The following is a 17,823-nucleotide window of genomic DNA, read 5'->3' as shown; positions in this document are numbered from 1 at the left end:
CGTTTCCGGACGATTCCCCACCCGCACCCGTGATTGACACGGGCCGTTGCGCGTCCCATTATGAACGAGCGTTCATGAACATACGTTCATAACGACTGGAGAAGCACGTACGGTCGCCCCGGGGCGGCCCCGAGAGGAGATCCGATGGGATCCGTCGTCAACACCCACCAGGCCGAGGCGTGGAACGGCTACGAGGGCGAGCACTGGGCCGGCAACCAGGACCGCTACGACGCCGTCAACAGCGGGTTCAACGACCACCTGCTCGACGCGGCGGCCGTCGGCGAGGGCGACCGGGTGCTCGACATCGGGTGCGGCAACGGCCAGGTGACGCGCCTGGCCGCGCGGCGGGCCCCGCTCGGCCACGCCACCGGGGTGGACCTGTCGGCGCCGATGCTGGCGCGGGCACGGGCGAGTGCCGCCGCCGAGGGCCTGGCCAACGTGACCTTCGAGCAGGGGGACGCCCAGGTCCACCCCTTCCCCGCCGCCGGGTCCGACGTGGCCGTCAGCCGGTTCGGGATCATGTTCTTCGCCGACCCCGTGGCCGCGTTCGCCAACATCGGCCGCGCGCTGCGCCCCGGCGGACGGCTCGCGTTCCTCTCCCTGCGCAGGATGGAGGACAACGAGCTGGGCGAGGTCTTCGCGGCGATGGCCCGGCACCTGCCGCGGCGGCCCGCCACCACCGAGCACGGCGGACCCGGGCCGGAGTCGCTGGCCGATCCCGGCCGCGTCCGGGAGGTGCTGTCCGGCGCCGGATTCGGGAAGGTGGACGTGACGGCCGTGGACGCGCCCCAGCACTGGGGGCGCGACGCCGAGGACGCCGGGGCGTTCCTCGGCGCCTGGGGCCCGGTCCGCTTCCTGCTCGACCAGGTCGATCCGGCCGCCGCCGCCCAGGCCCGCGAGGCGCTCGTCGAGGCGCTGCGCCCCTTCGAGCAGGCAGGCGCCGTACGGCTGCGCGGCGCCGCCTGGCTGGTCACCGCCGCCCGTCCCTGACCTCGCGGCCCACCCGCACGATCGGCCGGTCCGCCCGGTCCGTCCCCGCCCGCCGCGCGGCCCGCTCCCATGGCGCGCTCATGGGCCCTGCTGAACGGCGTCCGTCCCCGGACGCCGCGCGGCCCGCTCACCCGGCCGGGCCGTCCCCCGTCCCCGCCCCGGCCCCGCGGGGGCGGCCGGGGCGGGGACGCCTGACTACGATGGGACGCGATGTCACCGAGAAAAGCGGCCGTCCTGCGGGACGGCGAGGGCGAGGGCGGGCAGAGCCTGCGCGAGCACCTCGTCACCACCGCCGAGCGCCTGATCTCCCGGCGCGGCACCGCCGGGCTCACCGTACGGGAGATCGCCCGCGAGGCGCGGGTCGCCGACGGCGTCCTCTACAACCACTTCGCGGGCAAGGAGGAGCTGATCGCGCTCGCCCTGCACGCCCACGTCCGCAACGTCGAGCGGGCACTGGGCGGCCTGCCGGTCAGGGCGGGCGAGGGTGACGTCGAGGCCAACCTCCGCGCCTGCGTCGGGTACGGCCTGGCCCTGCACGCGGCGTTCCTGCCCGCGTTCGCGGGTCTGTTCTCCCAGCCCGAGGTCATGCGGCTGTTCGACGCCATGCCGAACCCGCTGGGAGACGGGCACGGGCTGAAGGCGATCCTGGCCGGCTACCTGCGCGCCGAGCAGGACCTCGGCCGCCTGTCCCCGGACGCCTCCGCCGAAGCCGCCGCGATGCTGATCGTCGGCGCCTGCCACGAGCAGGTCCTGCCCCGCCTGCTGCTCGGCTCCGGCCCGGCTCCGGCCGAGGCGGAGCCGGACTTCGCCGAGGGCGTCGTCACCACCCTCATGCGCGGCATCGCCCCGCGTCCCGCCTCCTAAGCGGGTACGGCCGGAATACGGCGGAAACACACCGCGTCCTGACGATCGATCGTTAGGGTGAGCGTCGTCATGTCGATGACGGTCTGGGAGGTTGCTGGCGACCTCGCCGCCCGCACGGGCTCAGAACCGGTAGCGGAGAATGCGTGCCCCTTGCCGAGACAAGGCCGTGCTGCGGGCGGTGAGACGGGTCAGCGCGCGTAGGGGTTGCGGGAACCGGGCTGTTTCCGGTGCGCGGGTGAGGATCTGCTCCTCGATCAGTTCGAGGCCGGCGTCCCAGGACTCTGGTTCGTGCGGGTCGTCGAAGCCCTGGGCGGCTTTGATGCCGAGCGCCTTGATGGTCGGGTGGTACTTCATGGCCCAGGCGGCGAAGCGGGTGTAGCCGTTGAGCGCGAGCTCGCCCGAAGGGAAATGCCCGGCCAGCGCGCGGGTCATCGCCTGGAAGGAGTCGCCGGGCATGAAGGGGAGCAGCCCTTCGGCGACGACCATCGCCGGCCGGTCACCGGGGATGGCCGTGAGCCAGTCGGAGCCGGTGAGGTCGGCTCCGATCAGGTGGGAACGGCCGGGCAGACATCCGGCCCGCAGGTGCACCACTTCCGGGAAGTCGATGTCGTACCAGTCGACGCCGGGCGGGGGATCACAGCGGAACATCCTGGTGTCCAGGCCGCAGCCCAGGTCGAGCACCACGCATCCGGGGTGAGCGGCGATGTAGGCGCGGACGACGCCGTCGAGCTTCTTGGCGCGCAGTGCCGTGGTGAGGACGAGGTTGGGCTTGACCTTCAGCTTGCCGAAGTCGTAGTCGATGTCGCCGGCCAGGTCGGCGGAGAGCGTGTCGCCGAGGATCGGGCTGGGCCGCCCGGCGTCCAGGGCTCTGGCGTAGAGGGTGAGCAGCAGCGTTTCCTGGATCAGCCCGAGCTTGGGTTGCCAGCGGTGCATGGGGATTCCTTAACGGCGTAGCGGATGACGGGCCGCGAGGCTCTGCAGCCACGTCAGGGAGTCGTGGGCGGCCTTGATGCGCTCGGTGCGGTCCCCCTCGCCGCCCGCGATGTCGAGCCCTTCGTCGGCGATCTCGCCGAACGCGCTCAGGCTTTCGAGCTTGCGCTGGATGACCTTCTGCCAGGCGTCGTCTTCGATGCGGTAGTAGGAGACGCGATCGCCGGGCCTTCTCACCTTCTTGACCAGGCCGATGGCCGTGAGAAACCGCATGTTCGAGGTGAGCGAGGCCCGGCTGGCCTGGATGACCTCCGCGATCTGCCCGGCGGACTGCTCGGCCGGATCGCAGATCATGAGCCAGCCGAGGATGCGTCCGGTGATGGGCGGCAGCCCCCACTCCTCGACGCAGAAGGCGGCCACCCGCTCCACCCAGCGGAGCAGCCGGTCCTGCTGTTCCTCAGTGCTCATCGTCGTATCCTCCGTTGTTGACCGTGTGCCGGTTCACTGTGTCATGGCGGCCACCGACTCGTAGGTGGGTGTCGGGGTGATGTCCGCGAGCCGGGTCCTGCGCAGGTAGAGGTCGAACCAGTCGATCGCGAGCGCCATCGCCTCCTCCAGTCCCGGGCCGGTGTAGAGACCGAGCACGTCGTAGGGCAGCACCGCGAGCCGCTTGGGCTCGCCCGCCTTGGCGAAGGCGCTTTGCGCCTCCTCGAGCATGTGGTACGGGTCCCAGCCGCCGTTGGCGATCATCAGCAGCGGCGTCGGCGCGAGCCGGTGGATGAGGTTCTCCGGTGCGAAGGTGAGCAGGCGCTCGGCCGAGTCGAGGGTCTTCTCGTTGCGGTAGGTGGGAAACAGGCGGGTCGACATGTCCGGGGTGTCCTTCACGCTGTCGCCCTCCAGCGTCAGGTGCGGCACGCGAGCGCTCTGCCCGCCTTCGTAGCGCCGCTGCCAGTCCTGCTGCAGCCGGTCGCGCAGCGCGTGGACACCGGCACGGCCCAGGAGGCGTTCCATGTACCGCCATCCGTTCCACACGCTGGGGCTCTGCACGACGACGCACTTGATGCGCCGATCGAGCACGGCGGCCTGGGTCGCCACCGAGCCGCCGATGCTCACCCCCCACACCCCGATCCGCTCCGGCTGCACTTCGGGACGGGTCTGCAGATAGGACACGGCGCTGCGGAAGTCCTCCACCTGCCGTTCCGGGTGGTCCAGGCCGCGCGGCTCGCCTTCGCTGGAGCCGACCGTGCGGTAGTCGATGGCCAGCACCGCGAAGCCGGCCTTGACGAAGTACGGCGCGAAGAACGCCAGCGCCTCTTTGACCATCACCCCGCTGTGCCCGAGCACCAGCCCGGGGACCGGGTCGTTCGTCTCGGGCAGGTAGAGATCGCCCGCGCAGCGGGTGCCGAGGCTGTTGAAGATCACGTGTTCCATGGCTTGCTCCATACTTGTTTGCTAGCTATTTCAAACATGACTGAAATAGCTAGCAATGTCAATCTGGAAGCCGCATCACCGGGCCGGTGTTCCTGGCCGACCGGCGCGCTCCTGCCTCCGGCCGCCGCGCGCCCGCCGGCGTCTGCCCCGTCACCGGACGGGGCGTTAGCCCGCGTGGGGGACGGCGGATCAGCCGGGAGGCGGACGACCCGGGGCGGGGCAGCGGCCTACCTTCCTCTGGACGGTCCCGAGAAGAGGGACCGTCGCGGGCGGCCCGGAAGAGGGGCCGTGACCGCGGCGGCTCCGGGAGAAGGACCGTCGCAGGCGGCCCGGGAGGGCCGCGAGCCCCGCACAGGCATCAGGGGCGCGGAAACGCCCCGCGGACGCGGGGTGGGAAACGCCCCGTGAACCCGCAAGGAAACCCCATGTTCAAGGACTCCGCCACGTTCCGGCGCGTCGCCTCCGGCACGCTGCTGATCGTCGCACCCCTCCTGCAGGCGATCGCCGTCGTCATCGACCCCGGCACCTGGGGCGACAGCCGGGAGGCCGTCAGCTACGGCGACAACCCCGCGCTCGCCCAGGTCCAGTCGGTGCTGTACCACTGGGCCTACCTGCTGCTCGGCCTGGCCGCCCTCGCCCTGATGCACGTGATGCGCCGCCGCGCCGCGGTCTTCGGGCACATCATGGGCCCGCTGGTCGCCCTCGGCTTCGTCAACCTCTCGGGCCTGCTGCTCAGCGACCCGGTGGAGTGGTGGCTGGGCCGCCACTACAGCCCCGAGGAGGCCCAGCGCATCCTGAACGAGATGATGGACCTCCCCGGCTTCGTCTTCGGCTTCCAGATGCCCTGGATCTTCCTCGCCATCTTCGGCCTGCCGATCCTGCTGGTCGGCGTCTGGCGGGCCGGTTTCGCGCACTGGTGGGTCCCGCTCGTCGCGGGGATCGGATACGTCGCCTCCATGCTCGTGGAGTACGGTCCCGTCACCGTGGTGCTGTGGGCGGCCCCGGTGGTCGCGCTCGGCTCGCTCGGCGTGAAGATGCTCCGGATGAGCCGTGAGGAGTGGGTCTCGTACTACCCGACCGCGGCGCCGGGCCGTACGACCCCCGACTCGTACGCGAACACCACCGCCTGAGCCCGGTCGCGCAGGTGGAGCTTCATCAGCACCCGGGCCACGTGGGTCTTGACCGTGGCCTCTCCGACGAAGAGCTCGCGGGCGATCTCGGCGTTGGTCAGGCCACGGGCCAGCAGGCGCAGGACCTCCAGCTCCCGGGGGGTGAGCTCGGCGAGGTGCGGCGGCGGCGCGGGCTCGTGGCGGCCGGCGAAGGAGGCGATGACGCGGGTGGTGACGGCCGGGTCGAGCAGCGCGTCACCGCCCACGACGACGCGGACGGCCTCCACGAGCTGCTCGGGCGGCGACACCTTGAGCAGGAAGCCGCTGGTGCCCGCGCGCAGCGCCGCGTAGAGGTTCTCGTCGGTGTCGAAGGTGGTGAGCATGACGACCTTCGGCGGGTCGGGCCAGCCGAGGATCTGCCCGGCCGCGGCGAGGCCGTCCATGCGCGGCATGGAGATGTCCATCAGCACGACGTCCGGCCGGGTACGGCGGGCCACCGCGACGGCCTCCACGCCGTCGGACGCCTCGCCCACCACCTCCATGCCCGGCTCACTCTCCACGACGAGCCGCAGCCCCGCGCGCACCATCGCCTGGTCGTCGGCGATCACGATGCGGACGACGCCGGTGTCCGTTCCCTGTCCGCTGTTCATCTCCGCTCCTCATCCGGCCGCGCCGCGGCCCGCAGGGATCGTCTGGTCTTCCCGCCCGCTCCGCGGGCCGGCTCACGCACCGGCCCGCTCGGCCCGCTCGGCCCGCCCGACCCGCTCGATCCGCTCGGCCCGCCGACGGAGCGGACCGGTCCGCCCGGTCTATCCGGCCCGTCCACCGGCGAACACCTCCTGCCTGATCGGCAGGGACGCGTGGACCCGGAACCCGCCCTCGGGGCGCGGGCCCGCCTCGAAGCCGCCGCCGAACAGCTCGGCGCGCTCCCGCATGCCGATCAGGCCGTTGCCGGTCGACAGGCCGGCCGACAGCTCCGGCGCGGCGGTGCCGCCGCCGTCGACCACCTCGATCTCCAGGCGGTCGGGAAGGTAGGAGAGCGTGATCCGGATGTCGGACTCGCCGGCGTGCTTGACGGCGTTGGTGAGGGCCTCCTGCGCGATGCGGTAGGCCGACAGGTCCAGGCCCGGCGCGAGCCGTACCGGCTCGCCCGTCACGTCGAGGGCGACGCTGAGGCCCGAGGAGGCGAGCGTGCCGACCATGCCGGTGAGCATGTCCAGGCCCGGCTGCGGGATGGCCTCGTCCAGCGGCATGCGCAGCGCGCCGAGCATGACGCGCAGCTCCTCGACCGCCTCGCGGCCCGTCCGCTCGATGCCGAGCAATGCTTCGCCGTCCCCGGAGCCGGTACGGCGCAGCACCCCGGCCTGCATGACCATCATGCTGACGCTGTGCGCGACCACGTCGTGCAGTTCGCGGGCGATGCGGGTCCGCTCCTCGGCGACCGCCTCGGCGGCCCTGCGTTCCCTGTCACGTTCCACACGCTCGGCGTGCTCGGCCAGGCGGCGGGCCCGCGCGGCGTAGGCGTGCACGGCCAAACCGGTGAGGTAGGCGGCGCCGAAGATGACCGTCAGGAAGATGACCTCGTCGAAGGGGAGCCAGCGGTGGTCGACCGCGCCGGAGTCGAAGACCAGGATCCCGGCCGTGGCCCAGGCGAGGCCCCGCTTGAGGTTCAGCTCGGCGCCGACCGTGTGGAAGACGATCAGCAGGGAGGCGAGCTGCCAGGTCTGGCACGCCTCGTAGCCCTGCCGGTGCCAGACGTACTGGGCGAGGATCATCAGGATGAAGACCGCGACGGGCGCCTTGCGCCGGAACCAGATCAGCAGGCCCGTGACGAGGGCCTGGCCGATCCACCACAGCTCGGGGGTCTCGGTGGCGCCGTAGTCGGCCGCCACGGTGAACGCCTCCAGCGTGCCCAGGGCGATGACCGCGCAGCCGATCAGCAGGTCGGGGGTGGGCAGTGTGCGGAGATGCCGGACGAGCGGCGCCGCACGGAGGCGCCGGGGAAGGGGGAGGGGAACCGCCATGCGGGGAGACTAGACCGCCGCGCCCCTTCTTCATATAGGGCGGATCGCCCGGCCAACCCGTTTGCAAGCCGCCTGCAAGTCAGAACGTCTGAAATGAGACACTCCGCACAAATCGGTCGGCGAGCGCGTCGTCGCACGCGGTCGGCGCGCAGAAGTAGATCACAAGGGCCGGTTCGTCCGGTCGCTCCACGGCCCAGCCGGTGAAGTCCAGCCGGCCGCCGCGCTGCGGGTCGGCGATCGACCCCTCCAGCCGCACACCGGGCTGCCCGCCCACCCGCACCTGGACCACCTCGGAGAACACGTTGACCGTGCCCGGCAGCGACGACTGCAGGGTCTCCTGGAGCTGCTGGGCGTTCCCCCGCGGGTCGAGCGTGCCCAGCGTCTGCGCGTAGACGCCGACGGCGTCCTCCGGCGCGTCCCGGATGATCCGGTTGACGGTCGCCCAGTCGGCGGTGACCGGCGTGCCGAACAGCGCCCGGAAGTCCTCCGCCCGGGGCGAGGCCACCACGAACACGTCGGCGTGCGGGCGCGGCTCCCAGCCGCCGGGATGCTCGAAGGCGATCGGCACGGCGGGCGAGCCCGGGTAGGAGTCCCACTCGTCGCCGCCGCGCAGGACCGTCGCCAGCGTCGCCACCAACGCGACGATCAGCGCTATCGCCACCGCCGCGCCGACGACGATCCGCCGGCCGCCGGGCCGCGCCGGCCCGCGCCCCGCCGGGTCGCTCTCCGGTGTCCCGCTCCCCGCCCGGTCCGCTCCCCGTCCGGTCCGACCGCGCCTCGGACCGCCCCGCCGCTCCCGCCGTCCCCGCCGTCCCCGCCGGCGCGATGCCCGCGACGGGCTCGTACGGCCGGCCGCTGATCGCGTCGCGCAACTCGGCGACGAACCGGGCGCAGGTGTCGTAGCGCTGCTCGGGTGACTTGGCCAGCGCCCGCGCCATGACCCCGTCCACCTCCAGGGGCAGCTCGGGCCGGAGCGCGGTGAGCGGGGTGGGCGTCTCGGCGAGGTGCGCCCACAGCAGCGCGATCTCGTTGTCGCGCTCGAACGGCAGCCGCCCGGACAGCGCCTCGTAGACCACGCAGGCCAGGGCGTACTGGTCACAGCGGCCGTCGATGCGCTCCTTGTTGATCTGTTCGGGGGCCATGTAGCGGGGCGTGCCGATGAACTGGTCGGTCTCGGTCAGCCCGGACAGCGAGGTGCGGTGCTTGGTGATGCCGAAGTCGGTGAGGTAGGCGTGGTCGCCCTCGGCGTGGCCGGCGATCAGGATGTTGGCGGGCTTGACGTCGCGGTGGATCAGGTCGTGCGCGTGCGCGGTGTCCAGCGCGGCGGCGACCTGGGCGAAGATCCGGTTGACCTGGCTGACCGGCATCGGCCCCCGGTCGTAGAACAGGCGCCGCAGGTCGGGCCCGTCGACGTAGCGCATCGCGATGTAGAGGGTGCCGTCGGCGGCGGCGTCGGCCTCGTAGATCGGGATGATGTTGGGGTGGTCCATGCTCGCGACCGTCCGCGACTCCAGCACGAAGCGCCGCCGGAACCGGTCGTCCTCGCTGAGCAACGGGTTGAGGATCTTCAGCGCCACCCGGCGGTTGAGCCGGGGGTCCACCGCGAGGTAGACCACGGCCATGCCGCCCTTGCCGATGACGTCCTCGATGCGGTATCCGGCCATCTCCTGGCCGATCAGGCTTCTCTCGTTCACGGTCGTCACGTCTCACAGGGGTGGCCGCAGTAGCCGCAGAACCGGTGCGCGGGCCCCAGCCGCATGCCGCAGGCGGTGCAGTACCGCTGCGGGCCCGTCCCGGTGGGCCGGGTCTCCTGCTCGGAGAGGGTGCCGGGGCCGCGACCCTCCGCCGCCCCGCCGCCGGTCCCCGCGCTCCGGGCGCCCGTCCCGCCTGTGTCCGCGCTCCGGGCACCCGTCCCGCCGGTCTCCGCGCTCCGGGCGCCCGTCCCGCCCGGGTCCGCTCCGGGGTCGCGGGCGACCAGCACCGAACGGCCGGGGCCGGAGGGCGTCCTGGGCAGCGCGGGGAAGGACCGGTTGACCGCCACCGTGGGGTCGGCCGCCTCCGCGGGCGGCCGGAACGGCGGCGGGACGGGCGTCGGCGGCCCCGCCACCTCGGTCTCCTCCCCGGAAGGCCCCTCGGACGTCCCGGACCTTCCGGATGTCCCGGGCGCCCCCGTCGCGGCGCCGCGGCGCCAGAGCAGCAGCGCGGCGGCCAGCACCGCGGCCACCAGCACGCCGCCTGCCGCGAGGAACATCCACAGGGGCGGTCCGCGACGGTCGTCGGCCAGGGAGGACCGCGCCTGGGCGGCGCCCTTGTCCTCGGCGGTGCCGCGCTTGGCCTGGGCCTCCTTCAGGCGGGTCGCGGCCACGGTGTGCCCCGGGTACAGCTCCAGGACCCGCTGGAAGGCCGGTACGGCGTCGCCGTAGTAGCCGGTGTGGAAGCGGGTCAGCGCCTGCTCGAAGGCGGCGTCGATCGGGCCGCGCCGGGGCGTGACCCGGGCCTCGGCCAGCGCCCTGGCCACCTCGCGGACGCCGAGCATCCGGGCGTCGTCACCGCCGCCGGCCAGCAGCCCGACGACCTCGCCCTTGTGGTCCTCGATCACCGGCCCGCCGAGCAGACCCCGGTCGATGAGGGCGCCCAGCTTCTTCGGCTCGTCGGCCTTGCCCTCCGGGTCCTTGAAGCGCCGGCCGCCCTCGCCCGCGCCGCCGGCGCGCAGGTGTGCGATGTCCACGGTCTCCGGCAGGTTCGCGGCGGGCCGCCCGGTGAAACCGGCGACCGACACCGGCGAGCCCTCCTTGTCGGGCACCGAGGCCGCCAGCGGGGCCGTGGGCATGCCCGTGCCGCCGTCGGCGCGGCCGGCCGGGGCCAGCACGGCGGGACCGTCGGGGCTGTCGGCGGTGGTGACGATCTCCGCCTTGAACCCCTTCCGGTCGGGGGGAGAGATGTTCGGGAACACGCGGATCTCGGTGGTCACGTCGAAGATGCAGGTCGCCGTGGGCCGCTTGGGCGGATAGCACTCCTGCAGGTGGTGGTCGATCCGGTCGTCCTTGGCGTGGTGCCGCTCGAAGTCGGCGGGGATCTTGACCTTGTGGTGCTCGGCGAAGATCCTGTTCGCGGCGTAGACCTCGACGTCCTTGGCGCTCTTGACCACCCGGGTGAGGGTGACGACGGTGCCCTCGGGGGTGACGACCGTCCCGGTGCCGGAACCGATCGGCACCTCGTAGCTCCGCTCGACGTGGACGAGCTCGCCGATGTGGTCGAGCAGTGTGACGTCGACGCGCGCCGTCGCCTCGACCCGCACGACCGCGGGGGTCACCAGATCGGTGATCCCGCTGGGATGCTCGTGCGCCAGCGCGGGCGCCGTCATGGCGACGACCACACCGAGGCCGCCGAGGAACACCAGAGCCGAGCCCAACCGCCGCATGGCCACTCCACAGGGGGGATAAGGACAGCCTGGCAACCGTAGAGCAGAAGTCAAGGGCGCGGAAGGGATACGGAGGGAATCCGTCCGCTCACACCCGGGAAGCCCGGTCCCACCTGGCCGGGAGGGCCCGGTCCAGGGGCCGGGGAGCACCGGCCCGCGGGACGGCCGCCGGGGTCAGCCGCGGGGTCGCAGGAGCACCGCCGGGTCGAAGCCCACCTCGAAGGGGGCCACCAGTCTCGCGGTCTCACCGGCCTCGTGTTTCACCGCGGGCTTGTACTCGTCGTCGGCCAGCTCGTGAACGTACAGGCACGGACCCTCGGCGAGTTCGATCCGCCAGTAGAAGGGGATCCCGGCGGCGGCGTAGGCCGAACGCTTCATGTGCCGGTCGCGCTTACGGGTGGTCGGGCTGACCAGCTCCACGGCCAGGAGGATGTCGTCGGGGGCGAACATGAGCTCCGTCTCCTCGACGGCCTCGGTCGGCACCACGACGAGGTCGGGGATGAAGAAGTCTCGGGGGCCGATCCCGAGGTTGGCCTCCGGCAGCGGCTCGAACTCCGGCGGCGCAGCGTCCTCAAGAAGCCTCAGCAGGCGGGCGAGGGCGCGCTGGTGCATGGGGGTGGGAGAAGGGCTCACCAGAAGGCTCCCGTCGAAGAGCTCGTAGCGGTTCCCGTCGTCGGGGAACGTCAGCAGGTCGTCGACGCTGAACGGCGGTTTTCCGCGGAGAACCGTCCGTTCGGGGGCGTGCCCTGTCGTAGGTTCTGTCGTCGCCATAGCGGTCACCTGCCCAAGTATCGGGAGTCCGGCCCTCGCTCACATGGTAGTTCCGGAAACCTCCTCACCCCGGGTAATGCTCCGGTCACGCCCCGCCCAGTCGCGGGCGCCTCGCCGTACGGCGGAGTGGACGGCGCGGGCGACGCGGGCGCCCCAGAGCGAGCGCGGGCCGCCGAACGGCTCCTCGGGCCCGTCGTCGCGTACGGCCACACAGACCGCGTCGGAGGCGGTGCCCGTGCAGGGGAACCCCTCCTCGACGAGCGCCTGGGTCTTGGCCTCGGTCACCGTCATGACCGTGTTGACCAGGGCCGCGTCGCTCATCGCGACCGGCACGGCCACGATGATGTTGATCGTGCCGGGCAGGTGCATCGGGGCCAGTTCCGGGTCGGCGGCGCCCTCGGGGGCGGCGGCCCAGGTCGGGACGCGCAGCCCGGTGGTGGCGGCCACCTCCACTCCCCCGTCGACGGCCCGGGTGAACCTCTCGACGGACGCGGCGGTCAGCATGCCGACGCCGCGGCCCGGCGGGGCCATCTCCAGCAGGTGGGCGACCGGGTCCATCCGCGCGTAGCCGCCCGGGACCTGGGCGTTGAGCACCCACTCCACCGGGCCGATGCCGCCGCCGACCATGGCCGAGGAGATCGCCCGCCAGCCGGGGCCGAACTTCCACAGCAGCGAGGCGAGCCGTACCCCGTCCTCGACACGGTGACTCAGCAGCACGGGCCCTCCTGGGGAACGCGGTGGATCAGCGGCACGGGTCCTCCCCGCGGGCACCGGGCCCGGACGGCGTGTCCGGATGTCCCTCCCGGTCCGTACGGTCCTCCCGATCCAGGCGGTCCGAGCGGTCCTCCCGGTCCGGACGGCCTCGCCGTCCGGGGCGGCCGGGCCGTTCCAGGTGGACCTGCGGCCGGCCCCAAGGGTCCGTCTCGACGCGGACATGGGCGTCGAAGTGCTCGGCGATCAGCTCGCCGGTCAGCACCTCCGCCGGGGAGCCCGACGCGGCGACCCGGCCCCCGGCGACCAGCGTCATCATGTCGGCGTACTGGCCGGCGACGCCCAGGTCGTGCAGGGTCGTGACCACGGTCAGCCCGTCGGCGAGCCGGAGCCGGTCGACCAGCTCCAGGACCTGTTGCTGGTGCCCCAGGTCGAGGGCGGTGGTGGGTTCGTCGAGCAGGAGCACCGGGGCCTGCTGGACCAGCGCCCTGGCGAGCACGACGCGCTGGCGCTCGCCGCCGGACAGCCGGCCGAGCGGGCGGCGGGCCAGGGCCGACAGGTCGAGGCGCTCCAGCACCGACGCGGTCACCTCGCGGTCGCGGCGGCCCTCGCGCCCCAGGTAGGGGATGTACGGCGTGCGGCCCAGCAGGGCGTAGTCGAAGACGGTCATGTCGCCCGGCAGGGCGGGTGCCTGGGGGGCGTAGGCCAGCAGTCTCGCCCGCTCCCGGGGTTTGAGCGCGCGGACCGGCGTGCCGTCGATGAGCACCTCCCCCGAGTGGGGCAGCATCCCGGCGACCGCCTTGAGCAGCGTGGACTTGCCCGCGCCGTTGGCCCCGATGACGGCCAGCCAGCCGCCGCGGCGCACCCGCAGGCCGACGCCGGACAGCACGGTCCGCGTCTCCAGCACGACCTCGAGATCGCGTACCTCGACACCGCCCGCCGTGTCCCGGCCGTCCCCGCCGTCTCCGTCGTCCACGCCGCTCCCACCCGCGATTCGGCGGATCGCCGCTCCCCCGCCCATGTCCCGGCCGCTCACGCGTCCGCCCTCCTGGTCACGCGGAGCACGGCGACGAAGAACGGCGCGCCGACGAAGGCGGTGACCACGCCGATGGGCAGCTCGGCCGGGGCGAGGACGGTCCTGGCCAGGAGGTCGGCGAGGACCAGGAAGGCGCCGCCGCCGAGCAGCGAGAGAGGAAGGACGACCCGGTAGGACCCGCCGGCGAGACGCCGGACCGCGTGCGGGACCACGATCCCCACGAACCCGATCAGGCCGCTGACGGCCACCGCCGAGGCGGTGGCCAGTGAGGCGGCGAGCAGTACGGCGAACCGGACCCTGGCCACGTTGAGTCCCAGGCTCGCGGCCTCGTCGTCGCCGACGGACAGGACGTCCAGCAGTCTGCCGTGCAACAGCATGATCGCCACCGAGACCGCCGCGTAGGGGGCGACCAGCCCGAGCTGGCTCCAGCCTCCGCCGACGTTGCCGAGGATCCAGGAGTAGATGCGCTGGAGCTCCTCGACCCGGAGCTGCTGCAGGAAGGTCTGGATGGCGGTGAGGAAGGAGGTGACGGCCACGCCCGCCAGGACGAGCGTGGCGGTGCCCCCGCCGGGGCCGGCGATGTTGCCCAGCGCGTAGGCGAGCAGGACCCCGCCGATCGCCCCGGCGAACGCGGCCGCCGGGATCATCAGCGACTGGTCGTCGCCCCTGGCGAACACGACCGTCGCCGTGGTCGCCAGGCCCGCGCCCGCCGCGGCGCCCAGCAGGTACGGATCGGCCAGCGGGTTGCGGAAGACGCCCTGGTAGGCGGCTCCGGCGCAGGCGAGCAGGCCGCCGACGACCGCGGCGAGCAGGACCCTGGGCAGCCGCAGCTCCCACAGCAGGCCCTGCTCGACCGGCGCCAGTCCCGGGTCGGCCGAGACGAACGGCAGCCAGTCGAGCAGCTGCAGCGCCACCTTTCCCGGCGGGATGTCGGCGGCGCCGACCAGCAGCGCGGCGAGGGCGCTCGCCAGGAGCGCCCCGACCGCGGTCAGCGCCGCCACCGGCCGGAGCCGGGCCGCGCGTCCCGGGTGTCCGGCGCGGTCGCCGGTTTCCGCGCGGCGGGAGGACCCGGCCGTTCCCCGGTCCGGGTCGTGCGACGGCGGCCCCCCGGGAGCGGTGTCCCCGGCGCGGGCGTCTTCCTCGGTGCGGACGGTGTCCCCGGCGCGGGCGCCGGGGACACCGGAGGAGCGGGCGGAGCGGGTCAACTAGTCGGCCGCGGCCTTCCGCACGGCCTCGCCGACCTTCTCGGCGAGGTCCACGACGCGCGGTCCCCAGCGGGAGGCGACGTCGTCGTCGAGCTCGACGACCCGGTCCTTCTTGACGGCCGAGAGCTTGGACCAGCCGGGGCGCTTGGCGAGGGTGGCCGCGGTCTGGGCGCAGCACTTGGTGTCGGCCAGGAAGACCAGGTCCGGGTCGGCCTGGGCGACGAACTCGGCGGAGAGCTTGGGGTAGCCGCCGGCCGGGTCGGGCGCCTTGTCCGCGATGTTGGTCAGGCCGAACAGCCCGTAGATCTGTCCGAGGAACGTGCTGGACGTCACCGAGTAGGGCGTGGTGTCCAGCTCGTGGTAGTAGGTGAGGTTCTTGTCCTTGGGCGCGGCGGCGGCCAGCTCGTCGATCCGCTTGCGCATCCCGGCCACGACCTCGTCGGCCTTGGGCTTGTTGCCGGTGGCGGCGCCGAGGTCGCCGATCTGGTCGTAGGTCTCGTCGAGCTTGGTGGCCGCGGGCTCAAGCAGGACGGGGACGTTGACCTTGGTCAGCTTGGCGACGATGCCGTCGATGTCGTTGGCGAGCACGACCAGGTCGGGCTTCTGGGCGATGATCGCCTCGGCGTTCGGCTTGAACCCCGACAGGTCGGTCTTGGGAGCCTCGGCCGGGTAGGTGGACTGGTCGTCCACCGCGACGACCTGGGTCCCGGCGCCGACCGCGAACAGGCTCTCGGTGGCGGTGGGCGACAGGGAGACGACGCGCTCGGGTTTCCTGGCGATGGTGACCGAGCCGTTGCCGGCCTGGACCGTGACGGGGAACCCGGCCGCCTGGGCGGCGGGCGCGGAGCCCGTCCCCGAGGAGACGGCGGGGGACGCGGGGGACGAAGAGGAGTTCTGGCCGCATCCGGACAGGGCCAGCACGCCGAGGAGGGCGCCGGCGAGAACGGGGCGTACGGGCCTCAACCGAGGTCCTTTCAGTTGCCGGAACCGAGAGACCCGTAGAGATGACGGATCACCCTTTTCCACGAGGGTTGACGACGTCGGCACAGCGGAGGCGACCTGGCTCGGCCCCTTGGGGACCATGACAGTTGCGGGACAGCGCCGGACTCACACCGGACTTCGCTACACGCTGCGCGTCGGGCAAACGTTACCAATTCCCCGGGGAGTCGTGACATGGGGTCCTCGGATCGGCTCCGCACCACCCGGCCACGTCCCCGTGCCGCCCGGGGACGCCTCGGGCCGCCCGGTCACGCCCCCGCGCCGCCCGGGGACGCCTCGGGCCGCCCGGGGACGTCCGGACTCCGCCCGCGGTGCGCCGCGCGCCGCCGCACGGTGTCCCATGGCGCGGGGCGGCACGGCGCCCGGCCGTCAGGCCCGGGTGAGCTGCTCCTCGGCGGCCGAGATGATCTCCTGCAGGCGCAGGCCGTGGGCGGCGTCGAGGGGGTGGCCGCCCCCGCCGTGCACGGTCTCGGCGAACTCCGCGAGCATCACGGAGAAGACGTCGGGGCCGAGCCGGTCGCCGTCCATGGCCTCCGTGCCCAGCTTGCCGTAGACCTCGACGGTGGCGGGCGGCTTGTCGCCCGGCACGCTCATGCACAGCGACGCCTCGCTGACCGCGCCGCCCTCGTGCTCCAGCAGCAGGCCGACCCAGCCCCGCGTGTTGCCGTGGGCGCGGACCGCGGTGACCCGGCCGAGCGCGGCGTCCAGCATGTCGATCATGTGCGGGCCGACGTCGAGGATCGCGCCGCGCTCCAGCCGCCAGGGGCTGGTGAAGCCGCTGCCGAGCAGGGCGCCGGAGATGTGGGCCGCCCGGCCCCCGAAGGGCTCGATCGCCGAGACCCGGGCCAGGAACGCCCGGGTGGCCGGCGAGTAGCGCCAGGTGAGGACCATCTGTGAGGGCACCCCGGCCTCGGCGATGGCGTCCGCCAGCCGCCGGGCCCCCTCCAGGTCGGCCGCGAGCGGCTTCTCCAGCAGCAGCGCCTTGCCCTCCTTGGCGGCGCGCACGCCCAGCTCGGCCTGTACGGCGGGCGGCACCGCGAACGCGACCGCCTCGCAGCTGTCGAACAGCTCCTCGATCCGCTCGAAGACCGGGACGCCGAACCCTGCCGCCGCTCCGGGCCGTCGCGCCCACACGCCGGTCAGGCGGGTGTGCGGTCCGGCCGACAGCATCGGCGCGTGCACCTTCTCGGCCCACGGCCCGGCACCCACCAGGCCCACAGATATCGTCACGCCCCCAAGTTTCTCACGGGGCGGTCCGCCGGACGGGGGCGCTCCACCGGAGCGGAGGGGCCGGACGGCGGGAGGGCCGGGCGGTCGCGCGGGGTTCCCGCCGGGGCGACGAAGACACCGGACCGGCCGCGCGAGGGGCGCCTCGGCCGGGGCGGCGGGGGCGCCGGGCCGGCCGTACCGGCATGATGGGTGGCATATGAGAGAGATGTTCCTGCTACGGCATGGTGAGACGGAGTGGAGCCGCAACGGCCGCCACACCGGGCGCACGGACCTGCCGCTGACCGAGAAGGGGGAGGCCCAGGCGCGGGCGCTCGCCCGGCTGGTCGCGGAGCGATCCTTCGACCTGGTGCTGGTCAGCCCGGCGACGCGGGCCCGCCGTACGGCGGAGCTCGCCGGCCTCACCGACTACGAGATCGACCCCGACCTTTGGGAGTGGGACTACGGCGGGTACGAGGGGATCACCACCTCGGCGATCCGCGAGGACCGGCCCGGCTGGTACCTGTGGCGTGACGGGGTGGTCCCCGGCGACGCCGACCACCCCGGTGAGGGCGCGGCGGAGGTCGGGGCCCGCGCCGACCGGGTGATCGGCCGGGTCCGCGCCGCCGGCGGCGAGGTGGCGCTGGTGGCCCACGGGCACTTCCTGCGGGTGCTGTGCGCCCGCTGGCTGGACCTTCCCCCCGCCGACGGCAGGCTCTTCCGGCTGGACACCGGCACCTACTCCCGGCTGGGGTACGAGCACGCCGAACCGGTCGTGCTCAGCTGGAACGCCCCGCTTTAGCGGACCGGCCCGCCGGGAACCGGCCCGGCGGGGACCTCCGGAGCGGCGGGTGCCGGTTCGCCGGGGACCGCCGGGCCGGGCTGCGGTCCGCGGCCCGTCAGCCATTCGATGACCCCGTGGTGGCCGCGGCGGGCCTCCTCGAAGTGCCGCCACCGCCAGTAGCGGGGCCTGTCGCGCACCCCGGTGACCCACGTGCGGTAGGTCACCGGGGCGGGCGTTCCGTCCTCCGCGGCCGGCGAGGCCACACCGTAGGTGCGGATCACGACGCGCCCGCCCGGTGCGAACAGCACGTCGTCGGACACGGGATACAAGGTCATCTGGTCG

The 17,823-nt window shown here is 73.4% G+C and carries 18 protein-coding genes and 1 pseudogene; 4 read left to right on the top strand and 15 right to left on the bottom strand.

What is annotated here, in order from left to right; all coding sequences use genetic code 11:
• The first annotated feature begins 144 nt into the window (after positions 1-144).
• The gene (locus tag ACQP10_RS10980) at positions 145-990 is read left to right on the top strand and encodes a class I SAM-dependent methyltransferase (RefSeq protein WP_179818653.1); all 846 of its coding nucleotides are present in this window, start codon (positions 145-147) and stop codon (positions 988-990) included.
• Positions 991-1,200: 210 nt separating this feature from the next.
• Entirely contained in the window at positions 1,201-1,854 is a 654-nt protein-coding gene (locus ACQP10_RS10975; protein ID WP_179818654.1) for a TetR/AcrR family transcriptional regulator, read from the top strand.
• 120 nt (positions 1,855-1,974) lie between these two features.
• On the opposite strand, the gene ACQP10_RS10970 is transcribed toward ACQP10_RS10975, so the two are convergent.
• Genes ACQP10_RS10970 through ACQP10_RS10960 form a run of 3 tightly spaced genes read right to left on the bottom strand, consistent with a single transcriptional unit; the run spans position 1,975 to position 4,215 of the window.
• Positions 1,975-2,787 carry a class I SAM-dependent methyltransferase gene (locus tag ACQP10_RS10970; RefSeq protein ID WP_179818655.1) on the bottom strand — a complete coding sequence of 271 codons (813 nt, stop codon included), beginning with the start codon at positions 2,785-2,787 and terminating at the stop codon, positions 1,975-1,977.
• Positions 2,788-2,796: 9 nt separating this feature from the next.
• On the bottom strand, positions 2,797-3,252 hold the full coding sequence (locus ACQP10_RS10965; protein ID WP_179818656.1) for a GbsR/MarR family transcriptional regulator: 456 nt from the start codon (positions 3,250-3,252) through the stop codon (positions 2,797-2,799).
• A 33-nt stretch (positions 3,253-3,285) separates the two neighbouring features.
• Positions 3,286-4,215, bottom strand: a complete 930-nt coding sequence (locus tag ACQP10_RS10960) for an alpha/beta hydrolase (RefSeq protein ID WP_433541302.1) — start codon at positions 4,213-4,215, stop codon at positions 3,286-3,288.
• 425 nt (positions 4,216-4,640) lie between these two features.
• Between ACQP10_RS10960 and ACQP10_RS10955 the strand changes: the two genes are divergently transcribed.
• Entirely contained in the window at positions 4,641-5,345 is a 705-nt protein-coding gene (locus tag ACQP10_RS10955; RefSeq protein ID WP_179818658.1) for a hypothetical protein, read from the top strand.
• On the opposite strand, the gene ACQP10_RS10950 is transcribed toward ACQP10_RS10955, so the two are convergent.
• The 11 genes and pseudogenes from ACQP10_RS10950 to ACQP10_RS10900 form a co-directional block, all read right to left on the bottom strand.
• Complete coding sequence (locus ACQP10_RS10950) at positions 5,285-5,974, bottom strand: response regulator (RefSeq protein ID WP_179818659.1); 690 nt, start codon at positions 5,972-5,974, stop codon at positions 5,285-5,287. The genes ACQP10_RS10955 and ACQP10_RS10950 overlap by 61 nt on opposite strands.
• A gap of 159 nt (positions 5,975-6,133) precedes the next feature.
• Positions 6,134-7,348, bottom strand: coding sequence for a sensor histidine kinase (locus tag ACQP10_RS10945; RefSeq protein WP_433541301.1), 1,215 nt, complete (start codon positions 7,346-7,348; stop codon positions 6,134-6,136).
• A gap of 79 nt (positions 7,349-7,427) precedes the next feature.
• Positions 7,428-8,009 (bottom strand): hypothetical protein, encoded by a 582-nt coding sequence (locus ACQP10_RS10940; protein ID WP_346020967.1) that lies wholly within the window; start codon positions 8,007-8,009, stop codon positions 7,428-7,430.
• Positions 8,010-8,307: 298 nt separating this feature from the next.
• Positions 8,308-8,970 (bottom strand): annotated as a pseudogene (locus ACQP10_RS10935) (serine/threonine-protein kinase); the annotation flags it as partial.
• A 77-nt stretch (positions 8,971-9,047) separates the two neighbouring features.
• The gene (locus tag ACQP10_RS10930; protein WP_346020513.1) at positions 9,048-10,769 is read right to left on the bottom strand and encodes a hypothetical protein; all 1,722 of its coding nucleotides are present in this window, start codon (positions 10,767-10,769) and stop codon (positions 9,048-9,050) included.
• A 174-nt stretch (positions 10,770-10,943) separates the two neighbouring features.
• Entirely contained in the window at positions 10,944-11,540 is a 597-nt protein-coding gene (locus tag ACQP10_RS10925; protein ID WP_179818662.1) for a Uma2 family endonuclease, read from the bottom strand.
• A gap of 39 nt (positions 11,541-11,579) precedes the next feature.
• Positions 11,580-12,257: an adenosylcobinamide amidohydrolase gene (locus tag ACQP10_RS10920; RefSeq protein ID WP_179818663.1), complete on the bottom strand. Its 678-nt coding sequence runs from the start codon at positions 12,255-12,257 to the stop codon at positions 11,580-11,582.
• 25 nt (positions 12,258-12,282) lie between these two features.
• A complete protein-coding gene (locus tag ACQP10_RS10915) occupies positions 12,283-13,287 on the bottom strand; it encodes an ABC transporter ATP-binding protein (RefSeq protein ID WP_433541300.1) in 1,005 nt (334 codons plus the stop codon).
• Complete coding sequence (locus ACQP10_RS10910; RefSeq protein ID WP_179822825.1) at positions 13,284-14,288, bottom strand: FecCD family ABC transporter permease; 1,005 nt, start codon at positions 14,286-14,288, stop codon at positions 13,284-13,286. Before ACQP10_RS10910 ends, ACQP10_RS10915 begins: the two co-directional genes overlap by 4 nt.
• 204 nt (positions 14,289-14,492) lie before the next feature.
• Positions 14,493-15,455 carry a helical backbone metal receptor gene (locus ACQP10_RS10905; RefSeq protein WP_179818664.1) on the bottom strand — a complete coding sequence of 321 codons (963 nt, stop codon included), beginning with the start codon at positions 15,453-15,455 and terminating at the stop codon, positions 14,493-14,495.
• Positions 15,456-15,860: 405 nt separating this feature from the next.
• Positions 15,861-16,721: a Gfo/Idh/MocA family protein gene (locus ACQP10_RS10900; protein WP_346020516.1), complete on the bottom strand. Its 861-nt coding sequence runs from the start codon at positions 16,719-16,721 to the stop codon at positions 15,861-15,863.
• A 196-nt stretch (positions 16,722-16,917) separates the two neighbouring features.
• Here ACQP10_RS10900 and ACQP10_RS10895 point away from each other — a divergent pair, with 196 nt between their 5' ends.
• Positions 16,918-17,499, top strand: coding sequence for a histidine phosphatase family protein (locus ACQP10_RS10895; RefSeq protein WP_346020517.1), 582 nt, complete (start codon positions 16,918-16,920; stop codon positions 17,497-17,499).
• Here the strand turns inward: ACQP10_RS10895 and ACQP10_RS10890 are convergent.
• On the bottom strand, positions 17,496-17,816 hold the full coding sequence (locus ACQP10_RS10890; RefSeq protein WP_389997639.1) for a hypothetical protein: 321 nt from the start codon (positions 17,814-17,816) through the stop codon (positions 17,496-17,498). The genes ACQP10_RS10895 and ACQP10_RS10890 overlap by 4 nt on opposite strands.
• Between the last annotated feature and the right edge of the window lie 7 nt (positions 17,817-17,823).

The sequence above is a fragment of the Streptosporangium sandarakinum genome, from assembly GCF_050942225.1.
GTDB lineage: Bacteria > Actinomycetota > Actinomycetes > Streptosporangiales > Streptosporangiaceae > Streptosporangium > Streptosporangium nondiastaticum.
Note: the sequence above shows the minus strand (reverse complement) of the source record. Positions and strands in the feature narration are given on the sequence as shown.

Excerpts from the sequence above, each read along its gene's own strand:
- ACQP10_RS10980 (WP_179818653.1), top strand. The coding sequence starts at position 145 with ATGGGATCCGTCGTCAACACCCACCAGGCCGAGGCGTGGAACGGCTAC.
- ACQP10_RS10975 (WP_179818654.1), top strand. The coding sequence starts at position 1,201 with ATGTCACCGAGAAAAGCGGCCGTCCTGCGGGACGGCGAGGGCGAGGGC.
- ACQP10_RS10970 (WP_179818655.1), bottom strand. The coding sequence starts at position 2,787 with ATGCACCGCTGGCAACCCAAGCTCGGGCTGATCCAGGAAACGCTGCTG.
- ACQP10_RS10965 (WP_179818656.1), bottom strand. The coding sequence starts at position 3,252 with ATGAGCACTGAGGAACAGCAGGACCGGCTGCTCCGCTGGGTGGAGCGG.
- ACQP10_RS10960 (WP_433541302.1), bottom strand. The coding sequence starts at position 4,215 with ATGGAACACGTGATCTTCAACAGCCTCGGCACCCGCTGCGCGGGCGAT.
- ACQP10_RS10955 (WP_179818658.1), top strand. The coding sequence starts at position 4,641 with ATGTTCAAGGACTCCGCCACGTTCCGGCGCGTCGCCTCCGGCACGCTG.
- ACQP10_RS10950 (WP_179818659.1), bottom strand. The coding sequence starts at position 5,974 with ATGAACAGCGGACAGGGAACGGACACCGGCGTCGTCCGCATCGTGATC.
- ACQP10_RS10945 (WP_433541301.1), bottom strand. The coding sequence starts at position 7,348 with ATGGCGGTTCCCCTCCCCCTTCCCCGGCGCCTCCGTGCGGCGCCGCTC.
- ACQP10_RS10930 (WP_346020513.1), bottom strand. The coding sequence starts at position 10,769 with ATGCGGCGGTTGGGCTCGGCTCTGGTGTTCCTCGGCGGCCTCGGTGTG.
- ACQP10_RS10925 (WP_179818662.1), bottom strand. The coding sequence starts at position 11,540 with ATGGCGACGACAGAACCTACGACAGGGCACGCCCCCGAACGGACGGTT.
- ACQP10_RS10895 (WP_346020517.1), top strand. The coding sequence starts at position 16,918 with ATGAGAGAGATGTTCCTGCTACGGCATGGTGAGACGGAGTGGAGCCGC.
- ACQP10_RS10890 (WP_389997639.1), bottom strand. The coding sequence starts at position 17,816 with ATGACCTTGTATCCCGTGTCCGACGACGTGCTGTTCGCACCGGGCGGG.